This is a genomic window from Geobacillus sp. WSUCF1, assembly GCF_000422025.1.
GTDB classification, from domain to species: domain Bacteria; phylum Bacillota; class Bacilli; order Bacillales; family Anoxybacillaceae; genus Geobacillus; species Geobacillus zalihae.
In genome coordinates this window covers 17,153-36,160 of record NZ_ATCO01000098.1, presented here as the reverse complement: position 1 = coordinate 36,160, position 19,008 = coordinate 17,153, and the positions used below count along the sequence as shown (strand labels likewise).

Below are 19,008 nucleotides of genomic sequence, written 5' to 3'. Positions count from 1 at the left end.
TTTTTTTACAATTCATTTCACAAAAAAGAAAATCCTGCTCAAAGCAGGATGTTTCTTTTCGACTTTTTCTTTGAAAAAGCCTCACATATATACAATTTTATGCATTCCATTGCCAGGACTGCGAATGTCCAAAAGTTTTTCTACAAAATCAAATCCGTAGCGGTTGATGTAATAAAACACGTTCCAAACCCGCTCCTGGAGCGCACCGTTCGGCCGAAGCGACGTCTCGATGCGCCAAAATTTCCGCCGCTCCGCCTCATGTTTGCGCAACAGCGCCCGCTCGAGCGCGTGCTGAAGAAACTCGATTTGCGCCTGAATGATGGCGGCATTTTTCGCCACCAATCCCTCCAATCCGCGGTCAATCGCCACCCCAAGCTCACGGAGCGGCCGGTGCGCCGCGTCAATGTCCGCCTTCGCTTTGGCAAACGCCGAAGCAAGCGGCGCTTGAGCGGTCGCCTCCCGCCACTCCCGCTTTGCTTCATCGAGCCGCCCGGACAATACATCAGCCACCTCAAGGCCGATATCGGACAGGTCGGTTTGCAGCGAACGGCTGACGATTGTCGCCTGCAGACGCGGCACGACCGGAGGCATTTCTAGGTCGAAAAGCGGAAACGCCTCTTTCAATTCCGCCCAATAAGCGATCTCCCCCGGTCCGGCAACGAAAGCGAGCGTCGGCAGCAAATGCTCTTGCATGAGCGGACGGGTGACGACATTGTTGCTGAAACGGGCCGGATTCGTTTCGGCAAGCTCAAGCAGCTCTTCTCTTGTCCAAACGAGAGTTCCCGCTTTATTGTGAAACAGGCCGCGTTCCTCATCATACTGCAAAAGCGAACGTTCACGGCCGTCGTAATAAAACAAGTTGGCCGCGTCACGACCGATTTCAATCAGCGGCGCATATCCGAGCGCGCGCAACGCCTCTTGCTGAGCGAGCACCACGGCCGTCACATCGCGATGGCGTTCAATGAGCGCGGCGAAAAAGCGGCGCTCAAGCGGCCGCACCGCCGCATCGCCAGCGTTCAAAACAACTAAACCGTGATCAGCGAACAACCGGAGCACAATGGCGGCAAAAAAGTCGACAAACGTGCGCGCCTCATCAAGACACGATGACAAAAAGAAGAGCAGCTCATTCGTCACGTCCGTTTCCCCATACGTTTTGACGACGCGCTCGATCCACTCTTTCGCAGCCATCCGGTCCAGCAGCACATCGGCAGCCATCCGTTTTTCGTTCGTTTTGTGTGGGTACGCTGCTTTTTTTACTTCTCCTTCCTCAACGACATAGACATGATCGATTTCCGCGATGTCATGATCTTCGCCGGCGATCCAAAACAGCGGCACGACCGGGACGCCCAATTTTCGTTCCTGCTCTTTGGCAAGCTGGATGATGGTGATGATCTTATAAATCGTATACAGCGGCCCAGTCAACAGCCCGGCTTGCTGCCCGCCGACAATGACGACGCTTCGCTCGTTGCGCAGTTTCTCAATGTTTGCCATCGTAGCCACACTCGCCGAGAAGCGCCGGTGATAAGCGCGCAAATAGTCGGCAAGCCCTTCTCGGTCATAGGTTCTTCCTTGCAAATAGGCCAACCGCCGACAAAACGCTTCATCGTCCGCCTGGGCATAAGCGAAGCCGCTCTCTGCTGGAAACGCGCCGGTTATGTAATCAGCCGCCAATTTCGTCGCTGCTGGCAACGGAATTTCGCGAACTTCCATGGCGAAAAACTCCCTTTCTTATGTATTCTTTCATGAGTATAGCACGTTTATGGCCAAGAGAAAAAAAAGCTTGCTCGGCCACACTAAAGGCTCATCGCAACGCGCATGGCCATTCCGTATACAAGCAGCCCGGCGTAAAGAGAGGCAAAAATGAGAAAACTCGCCCGCCAAAAGACGCGGAACACCGTCCGCAAACGAAAGTCCGCCGTTTTCCGCCAATAGCCAAGCGCGATCGCCGCGTGCAGACCAAACAAAAAGAGAAGAAGAGGAACGAAGTACGATTTTCCAAACAGCACTGTCAGCAAAAAATAGACAGCGGCGATGAAAAAAGCAGTCGCAGCGTTGACCGCGGCGTAAAACGCTGCCCGCCTCCGCCTGCCGACCAAGCGTGCTCCGAAGTAGACGAGCAAAAACAGCAGAAGCGGCGCGGTCACAAACGTCGCCAGCGTCGAAGCGAGCCAATCACCCATCCGTCTCTCCCCCTTCCTTCCCTTTCACCGCGCAAAAGACAAAGCGGACGACCGGCAGCATAGCGCCGCGCGCCTCCCCTTGTTTCAACACATAGCCCAAAATGGCGTCAATCTCCGTCCGGCGCCCGTTCGCCAAGTCCATATACATCGACGAATAGTTGTCCGCTGTTTTTTGGCATATGCGGACGACGCGCTCCCACGCCCGATTGGCGTCTTCAAGCGGCAGCACGTTCCGCACCTCATCAAACAGCTGCCTCATCATATCGCGGTACGGAGCCGTTTCTAGCAGCGCCCCGTTTTTCACTTGCAATAGAGCGGTGAGCGGATTGATGACTGCGTTGACGACAAGCTTGTCCACAAGAATGCGCTCCCAATCATCGGCCCATTCGATCGGAAAGCCGCGCTCCCCTTCCCGAAGCTCCCAGGCGTCGCCAAATGAACCATAGCAGGAAGCAAGTGTCAGCTTTCCGGCGCCCGTATGCGCCACCGTCCGGTCATCCAGCTTCATGGCACCATGCTCCACGACGCCGACGAGGACATTTTTGTCGGCAAACATCGTCAACTGCTCGAGATGCCCCATGCCGTTTTGCAAAAAAACGAGCGTGCGAACGCGGCGAAACGCGTCGATTTGCGCACAGACGGAAGCGAGATCGTACTGTTTGACGGTCACAAACACGAGCGGCTCGTCCAGCTCTGCTCCAGCAAACGGCTGCGCGCGCACCGCCACGACCGATGTCTCGCCATCTTTTTTCAGCGCCACACCATGCTCGGCAAGCTGCCTTGCTTGGGACGGACGCCTCGTATAGACCGTCACCCCATGGCGCCGCCCAAGATAAGCGGCGAGCAGCAATCCGATTGCTCCGCCGCCGACAATCCCAATGTTCAATCCTTCTCCCCCGCTTTCTTGCAACATGGCGTTAGCCTTATTTTAGCAGAGATCTTCTTCTTCCGTTAAGAAAAAAAGCCGGCGAAAAGCCAGCCTTTACCCTTCGTCGACGCCTTCAGCCACTGCATTCGGCGCCGGTTTCCCGCTGTCTGTCACCATTTTGCGCGCCCGCTCCATAATGGAAAGCAGCGTTTTATACTCCTCCTGGATCGCAGCTAGTTGTTTTTGCAGCGATTCTTTTTCCATTTGCAACTTCGTTACCATTTGCTGCAGCTGCTCCATGTCATTTTTGAGCGCCCGGTTTTCATCGGCCGTCCGTCGGGCGTCGCGCGCCTTTTGCTCCTCAGCTTGCAAAAAGGCCAGCACTTCCGCCCATGACAAATGGCTTTTGACTGCCGCTTCCACCTTCGCCTGCCCCTCGCTTTCCTTCGTTGATGAGGTTTCTTTTTTTCGCATCTTCCGTTCTTGCTTGGCTTGCTCGATCTCCTCCTTGTACTGCTTGCGAACGCACGAATTCCAGCGAAATCCGCACGCTGCCGCCGTCCGCGACAAGCGCCGCCCGACTTCGGCAAACGCCTCCAGTTGGGTGCCGCCTTCGCGAATATACTGAAGCACAACATTCGCCAACAACTCATCCTCTTCTTTCGTCCATGCGTCTTGACGCACTCCCGTCATCCCCTTCCCCCCTTATCGCCGCTTTGTCATTATATGTATGCGGCTAGTAGAAACGGTAGAAGGAAAAAATTACTTCTTACGCAAAAAAGGACGCAATGCCTGTTCATGTTCGGCCGACCCCCACAGCTCGGCGCAACGGGCGATCTCGGCGAAGAACTGCTCTCGAAACCAAGCTGTTCGCCATTTTTCGCCGGCTGCGGCCTTATATGCCTGCAAGACGGAAAGCGATCGCTCCGCATAAGGCGCCAGCCGTTCACGCCATTGTTCGCGCCAATGTTCGGCTGGTAGGATGGCGTCAACCCAACCGCACGCTTCCATCGCCTCCGCCGTCATCGGCTCGGCGCGCAGCAATAAGTCAAGCGCCCGCCCGTACGGAAGTTTGGCAAACAGCATCGACGCTCCTCCCCAGCCGGTTGTAATGCCAAGCCGGCCTTGCACAAATCCGATCCGGCTTCCTTCTTTGGCAAAGCGAAAATCGCAAGCGGTCGCCAGCTCGCAGCCGCCCCCCATCGCTGTTCCGTTGACAAGGGCGGCCGTCGGCTTCGGAAACGTCAGCAGCCTGTACAGCAGCTCTCCCATGCGCATGAGCATCTGTCTTGCCTCCGTGCCGCGCAAATGCCCAAACTCGCTCAAATCACCGCCGGAGCAAAACGCCTCGCTGCCGGCGCCGGTAATGGCGAACACTTTCACCTGTGGATCAGCCGCCGCCTGTTCCATCGCCTCCTCAAGCGCCCCCATCACGGCAAAATTGATCGCATTCCGTTTCTCTGGACGGCAAATCGTAAACAGCGCAATGCCGTCATGATGCTCCAACATGGCTTCCATCAGCACGTCTCTCCTTTCTTCATCAATGAATTGGGCGCGTTCTCTTCAATTTCCTGCCTCACGACGAAAAAAACTGCCGCCTGGACGAACAGCGTTGATTTTTTGCAGACAATCAAAAAGGCTGTCCTCTTTTCGGACAGCCTGTCGTTCGATGTCGGCCATTATTTGTTGACGACATCTCTTCCTTTGTATGTTCCGCATGCTTTGCAGACGCGGTGCGCCAATTTCCATTCGCCGCAGTTCGGGCATTGCACCATGCCTGGCACTTGCAGTTTAAAGTGCGTGCGGCGCAGCCGTTTTCTCGTTTTCGATGTTCTTCTAAAAGGTACTGCCATCATTCCCACCTCCTTGTCGGGCGCATTTTGGCATATCCATGCCGGCGGATCAGTCAACCTCGAGGCCGCCGTCCGCCGGCACACAAGGCGGCTGCCGGACGGTGCGCCATAGGCGCCATCGGCCGGCAACGCCGACTCACGATCATTCCTCTCGTTTTTCCTCGAAAAACTTGGCCAGCCCTGCAAGGCGAGGATCTACTTTCTTTTCCCGCTCTTGCATCGCTTTCTCCCATTCTTCTTCCGACAGAACGTCCCATCCTTCCCCATGTTGCGGCGCGCCGCCGGCAACCGGTCCTTCGGCGATCAGCTGCAACGGGATTTCAAGCAAAATCAACTCGCGGATGATAGGGTTCAAATCAATCGTGTCCCCCGCCACCATATGGGTGTCCTCATCGGTTTCCACGATGCCGCTGCCATCCGCAAAAAACGTCTCCGTCGTCTGAATGGAAAACGGATACGTCACATCGACAAGCGTCCGCGAGCAAGGCAACACCATCGTTCCGGACAATGTCAAATGAAACGTGAATTTTGTCGACCCGACATCCGCTTTTCCTTGGACGTGCACCGGCGAAATATCGCGGATCAACGTGTCAATTTGTTTTAAATCAGACACATCGACCGTCTCATCAATCGCCATTTCCTTATGTTGAAAACGGCGAAGCTGTTGGACCGTCCATTTCATATCATCACCTCAAGGCAACGAATAAAATTATACGTTTCGTTTCTAGTTTTGTCAATGTTTTTTCTTTACAACCACTCATTCCTTGGAAAAGAACGGCATACTCCCATCATGTCCAAATGCCATTCCGAACATGCACGGTCGGCGCGCGGACATCGGAAAACGGTCGACCGCTTCGTTTCTTTTGCTGTCCTCACCGCATGTTGCCGTTGATCTTCGCCGCTTTCTATTCCATACTAAGTTCAGATAGAATAGACAGCCATTTCGTTGCGGCCAAGCCGCGCGAATCGCCATGAAAGGAGCGAAAAAAGGTGAAAGCCGTCGGCGTGATCGTGGAATACAACCCGTTTCACAACGGTCATTTCCACCATTTGAACGAAACGAGGCAAAAGACAGATGCGGACTGTTTGATCGCCGTTATGAGCGGAAACTTCTTGCAGCGCGGTGAGCCGGCCATCGTCTCCAAATGGGCGCGGGCTAAAATGGCGCTCGCCGCCGGCGTAGATGTGGTCATCGAGCTGCCGTACGCCTTCGCTGTGCAAGCGGCTGAACAGTTCGCACATGGGGCGGTGCAGCTGCTTGCGGCGATCGGCTGCCAAGAGCTTTGCTTTGGCAGCGAATCGGGGGAAATTTCCGCTTTTTTATCCGCGGCCAAAACATGGCTTGAACAGAAGGAAACGTTCGATTCCCTCATCCGCACCGGGCTTTCGCGCGGACAAAGCTTTCCGAAAGCCGCCGCTGAAGCGTGGCAAACGTTCGGCGCCGCTCCGCTTGATTTGTCCAAGCCAAACAACGTGCTTGGTTTCGCGTATGTGAAAGCCATTTGGCAAAACAAGCTGGCGATGATGCCGCGCACGATTCCGCGGCTGGCCGCCGGCTATCATGACGAATCATTTTCCCACCCGTCGATTGCGAGCGCCACCAGCCTGCGGAAAACATTGCGACAAACCGGTCGTCTCGAGTCGATCGCGGCGTACGTTCCGCCCGCTGCGCTCGAACAACTCCGCCAATACCGGGAGACATACGGGCGCTTTCACGATTGGGAAGTGTATTTTCCGCTCCTAAAATATCGGCTGTTGACCGCCACAGAGGCCGACTTGCGCCGCATCGCCGGCGTGGAGGAAGGGATCGAACACCGGCTGAAGCAACACATCGCCCACGCCGAAACGTTTGCCGCCTTCATCGCCGCTGTCAAAACGAAGCGATACACCTGGACAAGGCTGCAACGCCTATGCGCGCATGTGTTGACGAATTTCACAAAAGAGGAGCAAGCCAAAGCGGCCAACCCGACCTATATCCGGCTGCTCGGCATGAGTGAAACCGGCCGCCGCTACTTAAAGCAGGTGAAAAAAAGCGCTGCGCTCCCGCTCGTCGCCAGAGCATCCAAACTCAATGGCGACCCTCTTTATGAGCAAGAAAAAAGAGCGGCAGCTGTGTACGCCGCCGCTTTTCCGGAGCCGCTCTACAGCGCCGCGCTGAAAGAAGAATACGCCACGGCGCCGATTTACGCTTCCGGCATCGAACGCAAATAACGAACTGCCTCGTCGAACGTATCGACCGGGACGATTTTCATATGCGTCCCGATTTTTTTCGCCGTCCGCACCGCCTCGCGATAGTTCGACGTCGGCGCACCATGTTCGTTCGGGGCGAAAAACACCTCGGCTCCTTCGCGGTCAGCGGCCACGACTTTTTGCGAAACACCGCCGATCGGCCCGACGTTTCCGTCAAGATCAATCGTCCCGGTGCCGGCGATTTTATGACCTTTTGTAATATCTTCATCGACAAGTTGGTTGTAAATTTCAAGTGAAAACATGAGCCCAGCCGACGGTCCGCCGATTTGTTCCGACTCCACGTCAACCGGCGGGTCGGTGCGGACGTCATAATCGGTCATGAGTGTCACCCCAAGGCCGACTTGGTTCGGGTGCTGTCGAAACGGCTTGAGCTCGAGCTCTGTTTCCTGCCGCTTCCGGCCGCGAATGAATGCGACGCGGACGCGATCACCCGCTTGTTTTCCGCGAATGTAGTTGACCATCTGCTCCGATGTGCCGAGCGGCTTTCCGTCGATCGCGACGATGCGATCACCGGTCTTTAGACGGCCGGCGGCCGGCATATCCGGGAGGACGCTCATGACATAAACGCCATGAGGTTCATACGACACCGGCTTTCCGGCGTGGCGATAAGCGACGATGATCGCCGCTTCCTTCGACTGTTCCATGAGCTCAAGCTGGCGCATCGTATATTCCTTGTCGCTCTCCCCTTCCTGCTTGATTTCCTCGACCGGATGAAGCTCATAAAACGGGCGGATATGGGCCAACAAATACGCCATCACATTCGCCCGCCCCATCCGCACCGTCGTAAGCATCAACGTTCCCTTATCGCGGTCGCCGTTTTCCACGTGAACGAGCGGCTCCAAACTTTGCGCGCTTCCCGGCATCGTCACATAATACGGCAGCTTCATAAAAATGAGCAGAAAGATGAGGGCGGCGCCAAAGAAAAACAGGGCAATATACGTCCGTTTCTTCATTCGTGTGATGACTCCTTCCACTGTTCGATCGCTTGACGGATCGCTCCCACTTGCTTCCGCGCTTCCTCTTCCCCGCGAGCGATGATTTCCTCAATATCTGTGAACGCCCGCGAGCTATACTGTTCGACTCGCGGCCGGATCATAACGTCTGAGGCGAGCTGACGGTGAGCGACCAGCTCCGCTTGCAAAATATCGAGGCTCTGCCAAATGACATCGGCGATCGACGCAATTTCCGCCTTTGTGTTGAGCGGAGAGACATCGACAGCGATGACAATATCCGCTCCCATCGCTCGGGCGACCGACACTGGCACCCGGTCGACGACGCCGCCGTCGACAAGCAGTCTGCCATTCACCTCCGCCGGCACAAAAATGCCAGGAATTGAGATGCTCGCCCGCACCGCCTGGGCTGCTTCCCCTTGCCGAAACACGACTTTCTCTCCTGTCCGCAAATCAGCGGCGACAACAGCCACAGGCGGGGACATCTCCTCGATTCGTTTCCCTTTCGTCAACAAGCGAAGAAACTGCGTGATGCGCTCGCCAGCGATCAGCCCCATTTTCGGCACCGTCCAGTCAAGAAAATCGTTGCGTCGAAACGATTGAGCCAACCGATAGAGACGATGGAGGCCATGGCCGCTTGCGTAAAGGACGGCGACAAGCGCGCCGATGCTGCTGCCGGCCAAATAGGAAATCGGAATATGCTCCTCCTCAAGCACTTTCAATACCCCAAGATGGGCGAACCCGCGCGCTCCTCCCGACCCGAGCGCCAATCCGACTTTTGGCGGCACGCCTCCTCCCCCCTTTGTCGCAGCGCTATCCGCTTTCATCTTATGGTCTAAAACGCCCCCCTATGCTCGTATATTAGGTTATATGAGGTTGTACTACAAGAAACCGCACGGCAAAAAAGGGGGGAAAAAAGTGAAACAAAATTGGGGGGCGAAATGGAAAACCGTATTGCTCGCTTCCGCCGCCACCTTGTTTGCGTTTTCGCTCATTTGCTATCCAAAACAGTCGCTTGAAGCGTCCATTCGCGGTTTAAATATGTGGTGGGAGGTCGTCTTTCCATCGCTTTTGCCGTTTTTCATCGTCTCGGAACTGCTCATCAGCTTCGGCGTCGTCAGCTTCCTTGGCGTCTTGCTCGAGCCGCTCATGCGCCCGTTGTTTCGCGTCCCGGGCGTCGGCGGATTCGCCTGGGCCATGGGAATGGCGTCCGGCTACCCGTCTGGAGCCAAGCTGACCGCCCGCCTGTACCAGGAAAAACAGCTGACGACGATTGAAGCCGAACGGCTCTCGTCGTTCACCAATTCATCCAACCCACTTTTTATTTTTGGAGCTGTATCAGCGGGATTTTTCAACAACCCGCAACTCGGCCTTGTGCTGGCCGTTTCCCACTATTTAGGAAACATTAGCGTTGGGCTGATCATGCGCTTTCACGGCATCCGAAAAGAACAGAGGCAAGCGAAGCGGCAGCCACGCTCATTTTCGCTCCCGTATGCGCTGCGCACACTGCACCGCACGCGACTGAAAAACGAACAGCCGCTTGGCAAACTTCTTGGCGACGCCGTGCGTTCTTCTGTCCAAACACTGTTAATGATCGGCGGTTTTATTATTCTCTTTTCGGTTATGAATAAACTGCTGTATATGATGCATTTGACCGAACAGCTTGCCCCATTGCTGCGCCATCTGCTCCGCCTTGCCCAGCTGCCGGAGCAGCTTGACATCCCAGTGTTTTCCGGCTTGTTTGAAATTACACTCGGCAGCCAAATGATCAGTCAAACCGATGAGGCGATGCTGATGGAAAAAGCAGTGGCCACAAGCTTCGTCCTCGCTTTCGGCGGTTTTTCCGTCCAAGCGCAAGTCGCCAGCATTCTCGCCGAAGCGAACATCCGCTTTCAGCCGTTTTTCATCGCGCGTTTGCTGCACGGAGTGTTTGCCGCTTCCTTTACATACTTGCTTTGGAAACCGTTGTACATCAAAACAGCCGGCGGAATGCCGACTAACATCCCAGCGTTTCTTCACGCCGCCAAAGACGGCGCTTGGAATGAAGGCTGGCGGTTGCTGCAGCAATACGGGCCGCTCTTGACACTGTTGTTCCTTTGCCTTTATATATGGCTCGTCATCAAGCAGCCAGTGAACCGCGCGGGCGCTCATAAGACGCTTGAGCGCCCAGCTTTTTGGCAGCAAAAAGCCATCGGTGCGGCTCGCGTCGTCTCGGCCGTGAGCCGCCCTTGACGGCAAAACCGGGCCGGCTCCGACTGCAACGTTCGCTTAAGCGGCTTTCATAAGGAAGCGTCAATCAGCGGCCGTGGACGCAAATTTCCGCTTCAGCGCCTGCTCAACAACCGGGGGCACAAGCTCGGAAATATCGCCGTTGTATTTCGCCACTTCTTTGACGATGCTCGAGCTTAAAAACGCATACTGGCTGTTCGTCATCATAAAAAACGTTTCAATGTTTTCATCAAGAACGCGGTTCATCGACGTAATTTGCATTTCGTATTCGAAATCGGACACAGCGCGCAAGCCGCGCAAAATGGCATTCGCTTTTTTGCTGCGGGCATAATCAACAAGCAGGCCGTGAAACGCTTCGACATGGACGTTCGGAAGCGTCCGCGTCACCTCACGAAGCAGCTCGATCCGCTCCTCGACAGTAAACAGCGGCTTTTTCGACGAGTTGTTCAACACCGCCACATACACTTGATCAAACACTTTCGCCCCTCGTTTAATAATATCCAAATGCCCGTACGTCACAGGGTCAAAGCTCCCGGGGCAAACCGCAATGCTCGCCATCGCTTCCATCCCCTTCCCATCTATAAATCGTCACACCGGTGATACCGTATGTTTCCCGCTTCCATCGTGTCAGGCCGCCGACCTCCTCCGGCAGCTCCGCCTCCGCCGAGTGTTCAGCGACGACGACGCCGTGCGGCTCCAGCAACTGACGCTCGGCGATCGACGACAGCAACGTCGGCCACTGTTTCTCTTTGTACGGCGGATCAAGGAAAATAACCGCAAAGCGGAGGCCGCGCTTCGCTGCTGCCTTCAGCGCCCGCTCGGCGTCGTTGCAGTAAATTTCCGCCCGCTTCTCAAGCCCGCAGGCCGCCACGTTTTTTCGGACCGTCTGCACCGCTTTCCTGTCTTGATCGACGAAAATGACGCGCTCGATTCCTCGGCTGAGCGCTCGATGCCCAAGCCGCCGCTGCCAGCAAACAAATCAAGACCGTTGCCGCCTGAGAAATATGGCCCGATCATATTAAATATCGCTTCTTTGACTTTATCGGTCGTCGGCCGCGTCGACATCCCTGGAACCGCTTGCAGACGCCGTCCTTTGCATGTCCCGGAAATCACTCTCATCGCCTTCACCCAATTCACCGTTTCAAGGTGGCCTTGTCATCCATTTGATTCGTTGTTTTCATGGTAATCTTACCATAAAGTTGATGATCGTCAAACTACGGAATTTTTTCGCCATTCATGTATAGAAATCGGCAAACGGTCCATAATGAGTAATGGCAACACGCTTGACGCGTTGTTGCCAGTGACGGAGAAGACTTACGTTTCCCCATAAGTTCTTCCTCCGGTTTCTCCTCTCCCTTTTCTTTATTCTTTCCGATCCTTGTTCCGCCCTGCGCGGAGGCAAGGAACTGGAAAGGGCCTTGCGGGTTCATTTCCGCAAGGTTTTTTTTGATTGCAATTCGCGAGGATGGCCGGTAAAGTTAAGGGTGGACGATGCTTGCAAGGGGGAACGATTCATGATCCAACGATTTATCGAACTTGGCGAAGGATATTCCGATATATATGAGCTGATTGCATTGGCGAAGGCCAACCGCCATCGTTTGTCCGGATTCTTTGTCTTTCATACGGTGAAAAAAGGCCAGGCGGTCGTCTCCTTGGCCGTTGTCCTTCATCCGACGGATCCCGGCGATTTCCAACCACTTTACATTTGCCGTGAAGGCATTCCCGATCCGTCCGTCAAGCCAAACAAACGGTACGAACTATTTATGGAAACCGCAAAGGAGCTGGGCATGGACGTCATTCACCTTGATGTTAAGCCATCGACGATGTTCGCTGAACCCGATTTATATTACCAACATTTGATCGGCATTATGCGGATGAATCGCTTCATCCCGCCGCTGCAGTAAACAAAGAAACAGCGGGCCGAAAAGCCGGTGCCGGCTTTTTTTCGACCCGCTGTTTTCCTTCATCCAAGCGGATACGGGGAGTCTTTTTCCTTCTCCCCTTTCGATTCAAATTCCAGTTTTAAAAATGGGCGGTACGACGGCTCGACCCGCTTGACGAACGGAAGCGAGGCGAGCTTTTTCATGACATGGTCGACTTGCTCCATATCACAATACAGAACCGCATACTTCAGCCGTTTGGAAATGTAATGAATGTTGCCGAACTTGCGCAACTGTTTCCCATATTTCAGCGAATGAAGCCAAACGATAATCCCTTGCCGTTTTGGAAACATAGTCCCTTCCCCTTTTTTATGTGCGGCAGCCGCAGCTTCCGCCCGCCCCGCAGCCACCGGAACAGCCCGCCGACAAAAAGTACGGATTTCCGGTCGGCACTTTCACATGTTCGGACACCGCTTTGCCGATCAGCACGCTGATCTCATCAAGCAACTCTTGCATCGCCTTCTCCGCCTCCTTAAAGGCGGCGACCGTCTCATGCAAATCGAGCTCTCGCTTCGCTTCGCGCACTTCTTTCATCACGTCGCGGTAATCAGGATGGTATTTTCCGAAGCGCTGCACTTCTTCGTAGCGCTCCTTCAGCTTGACAAAGCGAGCGGTCAGCTGCTGGGCGCGGCGGTCTTGCTTCAGCCGCCAAAAGGCGCGGCGGTATTCGTCCGCCACGTCCGACTCGACAATCATTTTGGCCAACGCTTCTGCTTTATCTAAAATCTCGATGCGCTCGAGAGTCGCAATCTTCACCAAATGGCACCTCCATTATCCATCATACCATGAACGAAAAGAAAATGAAAAGGAAAGAGATAGCAAAGAAGCAAACAAAAAAGGCGATCCAGACTGTGCCGAATCGCCTCTGTTCGCCTTTTAAACGATCGTCGTCATCTCTATCGGATGGCGACGTCAAATTCGTGCGTCATGCCGGTTGCTTTCCCATCATTGTAGACGAGCTCAAGACGGATGGTATGTTTCCCGCTCGGCAAACCGCGCACGATAAAGGCGGCCGTGTATACTTCCGTCATTTTTTGCCCGTTGACATAGACATTAATGTGTCCGCCGCCGCTCCCTTTGCGGAACGGAAAGTGGACGGCAACACATTCAATGAATACGTCGCTTCCTTTCACTTCATGCTTCACCTGAAGCGGACCGCCCACTGCTTCGGCGTGAGCGGAGGACGACGGCGCCGGCTCAAAGAAGGCATACGCCGCAAGCAATATGACAGCCGCAAACCATGCGAACCACTTTGGCAAAGACATCACTCCCTTTCGAAACTAGTCTTTGCCATTGGCCGCCCGATTAGTCGCGCATGGCTTTAAACATTTGCCACATAAGCGAAGCCATTTGCAACGATTGGGAGATTCTTTCCACTTTGTCAGGGATCGTCAGCTCATAGTGGCGCAAGGCGGCCAATTGGAACGTCGACAGTTCATGCGGACGGCGGGCAAGGAGCCGGTACCAGCGCGGCTGTTCGCGCAAAAACGCGCGCAACATCGGAGTTCCTTGCACGTATTGCCATACATCTTTCCTCATCGCCACCACCCTTTAATCTTTGCGGAACGAAAACGGATGCGCTTCTTTGTTTCTTTGTTCTTGACCGGCCCCTTGAAATTCGGAAAGAATGCTCTGAATCGCCGCGATCGCCTGCTGGACGTTCGCCAAATGTTTTTGCACATCAGCTGCATCGATCTGTCCAAGCATAGCCGCGAGCTTATCGAGCCATTTGTTCGTTCCTTTTTCCTCCTCTTTTGCCGCACCGTTTGTTTCCCGATACGGCTCCCATATGTCATCGTCTTCCCCGAACAAATACCAATCCTCATACACTTGTTTCCACGTCTTTTTGCCACTGCGCACCTCCTGGATGATTTTTGGATGTTTTTTCACAAACTGTTTAAACTGTTCAACGGAAGGATGCAGAGGCTTGACCATGGCGGTTCTCATCCCTTTCGTCCACTCATGCCTATCTGCCATATCATATCGCATCCAACACAGAGAGGTGCGCCCAATTTTTAGAGCGGCGTAAAGAAGTTTTGCGTATAGTAATCGGCGTAGACGCCAACGCCCAAGTGAGTGAACTCTTCGTTCAACATCATGTTCCGATGGTTTTGGCTGTTCAGCCATCCGATGGTCGCCTCAACGCCATCGACTTGATGGGCGGCGATATTTTCCCCGGCAAGCTGGAACGGAATGTGAAGCGCGCCAAGCCGCTTCGATAAATCGCCATACTGCGGCGACTCATGGGAGAAAAACCGGTGATCATGCATATCTCGGCTATGTTTTTCCGCAGCGGCAGCGGCCTTGTCATCCCACATGAGAGAGGAAAGCCCATGGCGACGGCGGATCAAATTCGTCCAGTCAAAAATTTGCTTCGCGTTGGCCGCATCAACAGCCTGTCGCTTTTCTTCCGACAGCGGCGCGGCCGCCGGCAGGCTGCCGCGGTAAACGAGCTCGTACGGCCGCAACTTGACGAACGTTTCTGCATCCATCAGGCGGATCGCCGCCACCTCGCCGGTAAAGCGGTCAACATACAGCTGAGCGTAGACGCTGCCCACTTTGACAACCGGCCTTGATGAGTAATCTTGTTCAGACAGCTCAAACCGGTATGTCCCGCTGCCTAGCTTAATCTCAATGTTCGATAGCACCGGCATCGTTTGAAAAATCGTCTGCAACCGCTGGCCGACCGCAAACGGTTCAACGTTCACCTTCTCTCCGCCGACAAGAGCGGTGACGACGCGACCGCGCAAGATGCCAATCTGCACGTACGACTCAGGTCGACGGCTGTACACCCACCAGTCATATCCGTAAGCTGACGGGTCGATTCGGTCTGGAGCGCCAAGCCGTTTTTTCGCCTCTTGCGCCGATTGCCCGATCAACGCAACGATGCCGGCCGTCGCCTTCGGCTCTTTCAACATGTATCGATTCGTCTCTGGCTGCTCCGGGGGGCTCGGGGGCGGCGGACTCGGCACAAAATAATACAATCCAATCAAGAAAAACAAAAAAAGGAAAAACCATTTCACACGGCAACTCCCGCTTTCTGCGCAATCTCCTTATTGCCATTATAGCCGTTTTTTAGAGGCCAAAAAAAGAGGACACCCAAAAAGAGCGCTCCTCCTCGAAAGAAGCCGTGTCCGTTGCGTTTGTCAATGGATGGCGTCTTGTTCGGAAATCTCGCTTAACGCACGACCCGCGCGTTCATCAGAATAGCGGTTCGTCGCCAAATCGCCGAGCGAGATGATGCCGACCAAACGCCCGTTTTCTACGACCGGGAGGCGGCGAATTTGGTGACGTGCCATCATATCTGCTGCCTTTTGCACCGAATCGTCCGGGGAAAGCGTGACGAGATCGCGGCTCATCACTTCCGTCACCGCAGTCGAACCGGGACGTTTTTCAGCCATGCCGCGCACGACAATATCGCGGTCGGTAATCATTCCGACAAGGCGGCCGTCATCGACAATCGGAATCGCCCCGACGTTGAAATCGCGCATTTTTACCGCCACTTCGTAGAGATTGTCAAGGGGCGTGCAATATTGCACATCCGTTGACATGACGTCCCGTACCGTTTGCATTCTTCGTCTCTCCTTTCTACCCGTATTGTGCGCCGGATCACACAAAAAAATGCGAGCGAAACGGAAACAATGGCAAACAATTCGTTGAAAAGCAAACCGTTTTCGTACTATTATAAATGAGGGGATGATTTCCTGTTTGGCGCTTTTACATATTGTGTTGTTAGGAGGAAGAAAGATGAAGTTTGAAAATACTGGACTGGAAAATCAGACGGTCGAACTGTCCCACCTTGATGACATTATGGAGCGCCACGGTTTTGTCCGCGCAGCGCAATGGGATTATGAACGGGTCACATACGACCGGAAATACGTCGTCAAAGAAGGCACCTACTATTTGCGCGTTCAAGGATACGCCATTGAGGGAGATGTCGATTCGCGCTATGCACTCATTAAGCTGCTCACGCCGATTTTAGGGAAACATTACTATCCACACGGCGTCGAATACGGCGATGATGAACATTTTCCGTCCTCTCTTGTCAGCCAATGCCAAAACGTGTTGGCGCAGGTCAAAAGCGAGCTTGAAAAAATCAAAGAATAATCAAAAAACGCATGAGAGCACGGTTCTCATGCGTTTTTTTCCGGCATGACAAGCCGTTTGACAACAATGTCGACCGCCTCGGCGACATATGGCGTCATCGCGGCGATCTCCTCGGCAATATGCTGTTGCAACTGGCGGCAAACTTCCATCACCGGCGCCCCATATCGAATGGACATCTTGACCGTGACGCGGCACCGCTCGCCTTGAGCAACGGTGATGAACACCTCACAATCGTCAAGTGCGACCTCCGTCTGGCCGCGCACACACATCATGACAATGGTCAACAGCGTCGCCTCTACGGCGCTCCGTTTCCGATAGCGAAACGTGTTCACCGCCTTCTCCTCCCGCTGCACAAAATCACGTCTATACAGGCGTGTTGTATTCTATATATATAAGTTGCAATTTTGTTTTACATGGCATTGTTCGCTCTTCTTGCCACCGTGCCAGCTTGTTAGGTGATAAAGTAAAGACGGGACATGGAGGTCGGAAATTCTTTATTACAACCTATATAGATGCAATTTAAAGCTTTAACATTTTTCGTTTTTACCGGTCATTGCATCCGACTGCCGAATGACCGAACAACACCGCTTTCAGACCCATGAATGGGTCTTGGGAAGCGAGTCGTTGTTCGGTCGTCCGTCACGCCAAGGCGTGACGGGGGCAAGCCTGCGGCTTGCCCTCGACAGTCGAAACATCGATAAGTGGCTTTTCTATCCAAGATATGTTAAACGTTTTGGTTGCATCTATATATATGCAGCCATCCCTGCCCTTGCTCCTTGCCCGCCGGTTAAAAACCGAGCACCGCCTTGATGAGCGACGTCGTTTGGCCCCCTGGATAGAGGACATAAAGCAGCCAATAGACGACGACCCCGGTTGAGGCGCTGCCAAACCAAATGATGCTGGTGATCGGCCCAAGCCGACGATGGCGGGCCCTCTTGTCTTTCAATCCCGTCCAAATCGTGACAAGGCCAAATACGGCGCCAACTGTCGCCAGCACAATATGGAAAATAAGAAACAGCGTATAGTACACTTTGACGTTCTCCGGCCCGCCAAAGCTCGTATTGCCGATAAACAACGTCCGCGACATGTAAATGGTGAAAAACAGCAAAGCAAACACCGCTGCCGTCAGCATCACCTTTTTATGCGCTTCGATCCGCCTGCGGCTGATCAAATACCACCCATAAGCAACAAGCAAAGCGCTGATCACGATGCAGCTCGTGCTGATTGTCGGTAAAACGGCCATCGCTTCTCTCCCTTTCTTCTTTGTTCATCGTTTAGCGGCCAACCGCGCTTTACAGTTTGGTCGGCCGCAGCTCCATATCCATGCTTGGCTCTTTCTCCCGCTCCTTCCGATACCATTCGGTGAAGATGAAGAACAGCATCGTCCCGTACACGATTTCCTGGATGATTTTCATCAACACTCCGCCGAGCTGCTGATCATGGAGCGGCGACATCGATAAAAACATTTGCGGCCCGGTCAAATCAAGCGAAGCCAGCGTCCCTTGAGGAACGCATAAAGCCAGCGCGGCCATCCATGCTTTCGGGTCCGTATACGTCGCATAAAGCGGCGTATCGGTAAAAATGATGAGCGCGCAAGCCGGGGTCAACAGCATGCCGTCAGCGAAAATGTAACCCATTTTTTTTAAGCCGGACAATGTTTGCCACTCAGGAAGTTTATTAACAAGCGGCCACCACATGCAAAACGCAGCAACGAAAATGACCGAGGTAACAAAGGCATGCAGCCACATATTCATTTTCACAGCGTCAAAAATGAATGGAACGTGATAAAGCGAAAACAAACCGTTAAACAGCAGTAGCGCCACAATCGGCTTTGTCAACAACCGAAACACGCGGCGCACCGCTGCGAAACGGAACGCTCGCTCATAAAGCGGCGCCGGAATGCCTAAAATAAAACATTGCGGCACGATCAAATACAGCACTGCCATTTGCACCATATGGGCGGTGAACGTCAAATGGCCCATCAAATCCAGCGGAGACCCTTTGCATATATAAAGAAGCGCCATCCCGGTCCAAAAATATGCTTTCTGCTTCCCCGAAACGGCATCACCGAGGCCGAAACGCTGCCGCCATGGCCCGGTGATCCCCATGTACAGCAATGCAACCGCCACTAACACAAGCAAAAAAAACGGACTCCAAAGGGCGACGGGGCCAAACATTTGCAGCGATTGAAACATACGAATCCCCTCCTGATTGGTCCTTTCCCATTATACTACAAGACGCCGCGCCACAGCTATTCAAAAAAGGGGAAACCGGCGCAAAACCGATTCCCCCTTTTCTTACCACCAAATGACTGTTGTAAACGCCCAAACGAGCAAAAGCATAACCGCCACACCGCCGTAAATAAACATCGCCGGGAATTCGTGGCCTTTATGGCTCATGTGCATGAAATAATACAGCTGAAATGCGACCTGCACGGCGGCTAAAAGCAAAATAAACGGAACGACAAACCAATGGGAAAACTCTTCGTAACCAACGGCGGCGAAGGCGATGAGCGTCAACAAAATCATCAAAACGAATGCAATCATTTGATGGCGCATCTCTTCCGCGTTTTTCCGCCGGCGATACGCCAAATCGACGCGTTCATTTCCTGAATTCGTTTGATTCGCCATA

General features: G+C 53.8%; 25 protein-coding genes and 1 pseudogene. 4 read left to right on the top strand and 22 right to left on the bottom strand.

All coding sequences use genetic code 11. The features are described from left to right. Nucleotides 1-81: 81 nt before the first annotated feature. The 7 genes from bshC to I656_RS06385 form a co-directional block, all read right to left on the bottom strand. Nucleotides 82-1,710 carry a bacillithiol biosynthesis cysteine-adding enzyme BshC gene (bshC, locus tag I656_RS06360; protein WP_020755460.1) on the bottom strand — a complete coding sequence of 543 codons (1,629 nt, stop codon included), beginning with the start codon at nt 1,708-1,710 and terminating at the stop codon, nt 82-84. 83 nt (nt 1,711-1,793) lie between these two features. Further along, nucleotides 1,794-2,180 (bottom strand): DUF3397 domain-containing protein, encoded by a 387-nt coding sequence (locus I656_RS06365; RefSeq protein ID WP_013145856.1) that lies wholly within the window; start codon nt 2,178-2,180, stop codon nt 1,794-1,796. After that, nucleotides 2,173-3,093: a 2-dehydropantoate 2-reductase gene (locus tag I656_RS06370; protein WP_020755459.1), complete on the bottom strand. Its 921-nt coding sequence runs from the start codon at nt 3,091-3,093 to the stop codon at nt 2,173-2,175. The genes I656_RS06365 and I656_RS06370 overlap by 8 nt, the downstream gene beginning before the upstream one ends. A gap of 69 nt (nt 3,094-3,162) precedes the next feature. Beyond that, the gene (locus I656_RS06375; protein ID WP_020755458.1) at nt 3,163-3,741 is read right to left on the bottom strand and encodes an RsfA family transcriptional regulator; all 579 of its coding nucleotides are present in this window, start codon (nt 3,739-3,741) and stop codon (nt 3,163-3,165) included. Nucleotides 3,742-3,810: 69 nt separating this feature from the next. Further along, nucleotides 3,811-4,566, bottom strand: coding sequence for an enoyl-CoA hydratase/isomerase family protein (locus tag I656_RS06380; RefSeq protein WP_033005871.1), 756 nt, complete (start codon nt 4,564-4,566; stop codon nt 3,811-3,813). A 161-nt stretch (nt 4,567-4,727) separates the two neighbouring features. Then, nucleotides 4,728-4,901 carry a 50S ribosomal protein L32 gene (rpmF, locus tag I656_RS0115860; protein WP_011230605.1) on the bottom strand — a complete coding sequence of 58 codons (174 nt, stop codon included), beginning with the start codon at nt 4,899-4,901 and terminating at the stop codon, nt 4,728-4,730. 142 nt (nt 4,902-5,043) lie between these two features. Further along, complete coding sequence (locus I656_RS06385) at nt 5,044-5,583, bottom strand: DUF177 domain-containing protein (RefSeq protein ID WP_020755455.1); 540 nt, start codon at nt 5,581-5,583, stop codon at nt 5,044-5,046. Nucleotides 5,584-5,891: 308 nt separating this feature from the next. Between I656_RS06385 and I656_RS06390 the strand changes: the two genes are divergently transcribed. Continuing rightward, a complete protein-coding gene (locus I656_RS06390) occupies nt 5,892-7,112 on the top strand; it encodes a nucleotidyltransferase (protein ID WP_020755452.1) in 1,221 nt (406 codons plus the stop codon). Here I656_RS06390 and I656_RS0115855 read toward each other — a convergent pair. Together I656_RS0115855 and I656_RS06395 are read right to left on the bottom strand one after the other, a co-directional pair. Continuing rightward, nucleotides 7,085-8,104 carry a SepM family pheromone-processing serine protease gene (locus I656_RS0115855; protein ID WP_033005868.1) on the bottom strand — a complete coding sequence of 340 codons (1,020 nt, stop codon included), beginning with the start codon at nt 8,102-8,104 and terminating at the stop codon, nt 7,085-7,087. The genes I656_RS06390 and I656_RS0115855 overlap by 28 nt on opposite strands. Further along, nucleotides 8,101-8,889, bottom strand: coding sequence for a patatin-like phospholipase family protein (locus I656_RS06395; RefSeq protein WP_033005867.1), 789 nt, complete (start codon nt 8,887-8,889; stop codon nt 8,101-8,103). The genes I656_RS0115855 and I656_RS06395 overlap by 4 nt, the downstream gene beginning before the upstream one ends. An 82-nt stretch (nt 8,890-8,971) precedes the next feature. Here I656_RS06395 and ylbJ point away from each other — a divergent pair, with 82 nt between their 5' ends. After that, entirely contained in the window at nt 8,972-10,333 is a 1,362-nt protein-coding gene (ylbJ, locus tag I656_RS06400) for a sporulation integral membrane protein YlbJ (protein ID WP_020755449.1), read from the top strand. Nucleotides 10,334-10,393: 60 nt separating this feature from the next. On the opposite strand, the gene coaD is transcribed toward ylbJ, so the two are convergent. Together coaD and rsmD are read right to left on the bottom strand one after the other, a co-directional pair. Further along, complete coding sequence (coaD, locus tag I656_RS06405; RefSeq protein ID WP_011230599.1) at nt 10,394-10,888, bottom strand: pantetheine-phosphate adenylyltransferase; 495 nt, start codon at nt 10,886-10,888, stop codon at nt 10,394-10,396. Beyond that, nucleotides 10,854-11,449, bottom strand: a pseudogene (gene rsmD, locus I656_RS0115850) (16S rRNA (guanine(966)-N(2))-methyltransferase RsmD). Before rsmD ends, coaD begins: the two are co-directional and overlap by 35 nt. A gap of 395 nt (nt 11,450-11,844) precedes the next feature. Between rsmD and I656_RS0115845 the strand changes: the two are divergent. After that, complete coding sequence (locus tag I656_RS0115845; protein ID WP_011230597.1) at nt 11,845-12,234, top strand: hypothetical protein; 390 nt, start codon at nt 11,845-11,847, stop codon at nt 12,232-12,234. A 59-nt stretch (nt 12,235-12,293) separates the two neighbouring features. Here I656_RS0115845 and I656_RS06410 read toward each other — a convergent pair whose 3' ends face one another. The 7 genes from I656_RS06410 to I656_RS06440 all read right to left on the bottom strand — a co-directional run bounded on the left by I656_RS06410 (nt 12,294) and on the right by I656_RS06440 (nt 15,842). Then, on the bottom strand, nt 12,294-12,563 hold the full coding sequence (locus I656_RS06410; RefSeq protein WP_011230596.1) for a YlbG family protein: 270 nt from the start codon (nt 12,561-12,563) through the stop codon (nt 12,294-12,296). Nucleotides 12,564-12,579: 16 nt separating this feature from the next. After that, complete coding sequence (locus I656_RS06415; RefSeq protein ID WP_033005874.1) at nt 12,580-13,026, bottom strand: YlbF family regulator; 447 nt, start codon at nt 13,024-13,026, stop codon at nt 12,580-12,582. Between the two features lie 140 nt (nt 13,027-13,166). Further along, nucleotides 13,167-13,535, bottom strand: coding sequence for a hypothetical protein (locus I656_RS06420; protein WP_015374350.1), 369 nt, complete (start codon nt 13,533-13,535; stop codon nt 13,167-13,169). 40 nt (nt 13,536-13,575) lie between these two features. Continuing rightward, nucleotides 13,576-13,809 (bottom strand): YlbE-like family protein, encoded by a 234-nt coding sequence (locus tag I656_RS06425; RefSeq protein WP_011230593.1) that lies wholly within the window; start codon nt 13,807-13,809, stop codon nt 13,576-13,578. A 12-nt stretch (nt 13,810-13,821) separates the two neighbouring features. Next, nucleotides 13,822-14,205 carry a YlbD family protein gene (locus tag I656_RS06430; RefSeq protein WP_013145871.1) on the bottom strand — a complete coding sequence of 128 codons (384 nt, stop codon included), beginning with the start codon at nt 14,203-14,205 and terminating at the stop codon, nt 13,822-13,824. Between the two features lie 80 nt (nt 14,206-14,285). Continuing rightward, nucleotides 14,286-15,293, bottom strand: a complete 1,008-nt coding sequence (locus I656_RS06435; protein ID WP_020755441.1) for a CAP domain-containing protein — start codon at nt 15,291-15,293, stop codon at nt 14,286-14,288. A gap of 123 nt (nt 15,294-15,416) precedes the next feature. After that, nucleotides 15,417-15,842 carry a CBS domain-containing protein gene (locus tag I656_RS06440; protein WP_020755440.1) on the bottom strand — a complete coding sequence of 142 codons (426 nt, stop codon included), beginning with the start codon at nt 15,840-15,842 and terminating at the stop codon, nt 15,417-15,419. Nucleotides 15,843-16,017: 175 nt separating this feature from the next. Here I656_RS06440 and I656_RS06445 point away from each other — a divergent pair, with 175 nt between their 5' ends. Next, nucleotides 16,018-16,377, top strand: coding sequence for a YugN family protein (locus tag I656_RS06445; RefSeq protein WP_015374347.1), 360 nt, complete (start codon nt 16,018-16,020; stop codon nt 16,375-16,377). 26 nt (nt 16,378-16,403) lie between these two features. On the opposite strand, the gene I656_RS06450 is transcribed toward I656_RS06445, so the two are convergent. From I656_RS06450 to ctaF, 4 genes are all read right to left on the bottom strand, one after another. Then, entirely contained in the window at nt 16,404-16,709 is a 306-nt protein-coding gene (locus tag I656_RS06450; protein ID WP_015374346.1) for an Asp23/Gls24 family envelope stress response protein, read from the bottom strand. A gap of 455 nt (nt 16,710-17,164) precedes the next feature. Next, entirely contained in the window at nt 17,165-17,620 is a 456-nt protein-coding gene (locus I656_RS06455; protein ID WP_011230587.1) for a DUF420 domain-containing protein, read from the bottom strand. Between the two features lie 49 nt (nt 17,621-17,669). Beyond that, nucleotides 17,670-18,572 carry a cytochrome c oxidase assembly factor CtaG gene (gene ctaG / locus I656_RS06460; RefSeq protein ID WP_020755436.1) on the bottom strand — a complete coding sequence of 301 codons (903 nt, stop codon included), beginning with the start codon at nt 18,570-18,572 and terminating at the stop codon, nt 17,670-17,672. A 102-nt stretch (nt 18,573-18,674) separates the two neighbouring features. Continuing rightward, entirely contained in the window at nt 18,675-19,007 is a 333-nt protein-coding gene (gene ctaF / locus I656_RS06465; RefSeq protein ID WP_013145877.1) for a cytochrome c oxidase subunit IVB, read from the bottom strand. Nucleotide 19,008: the final 1 nt, after the last annotated feature.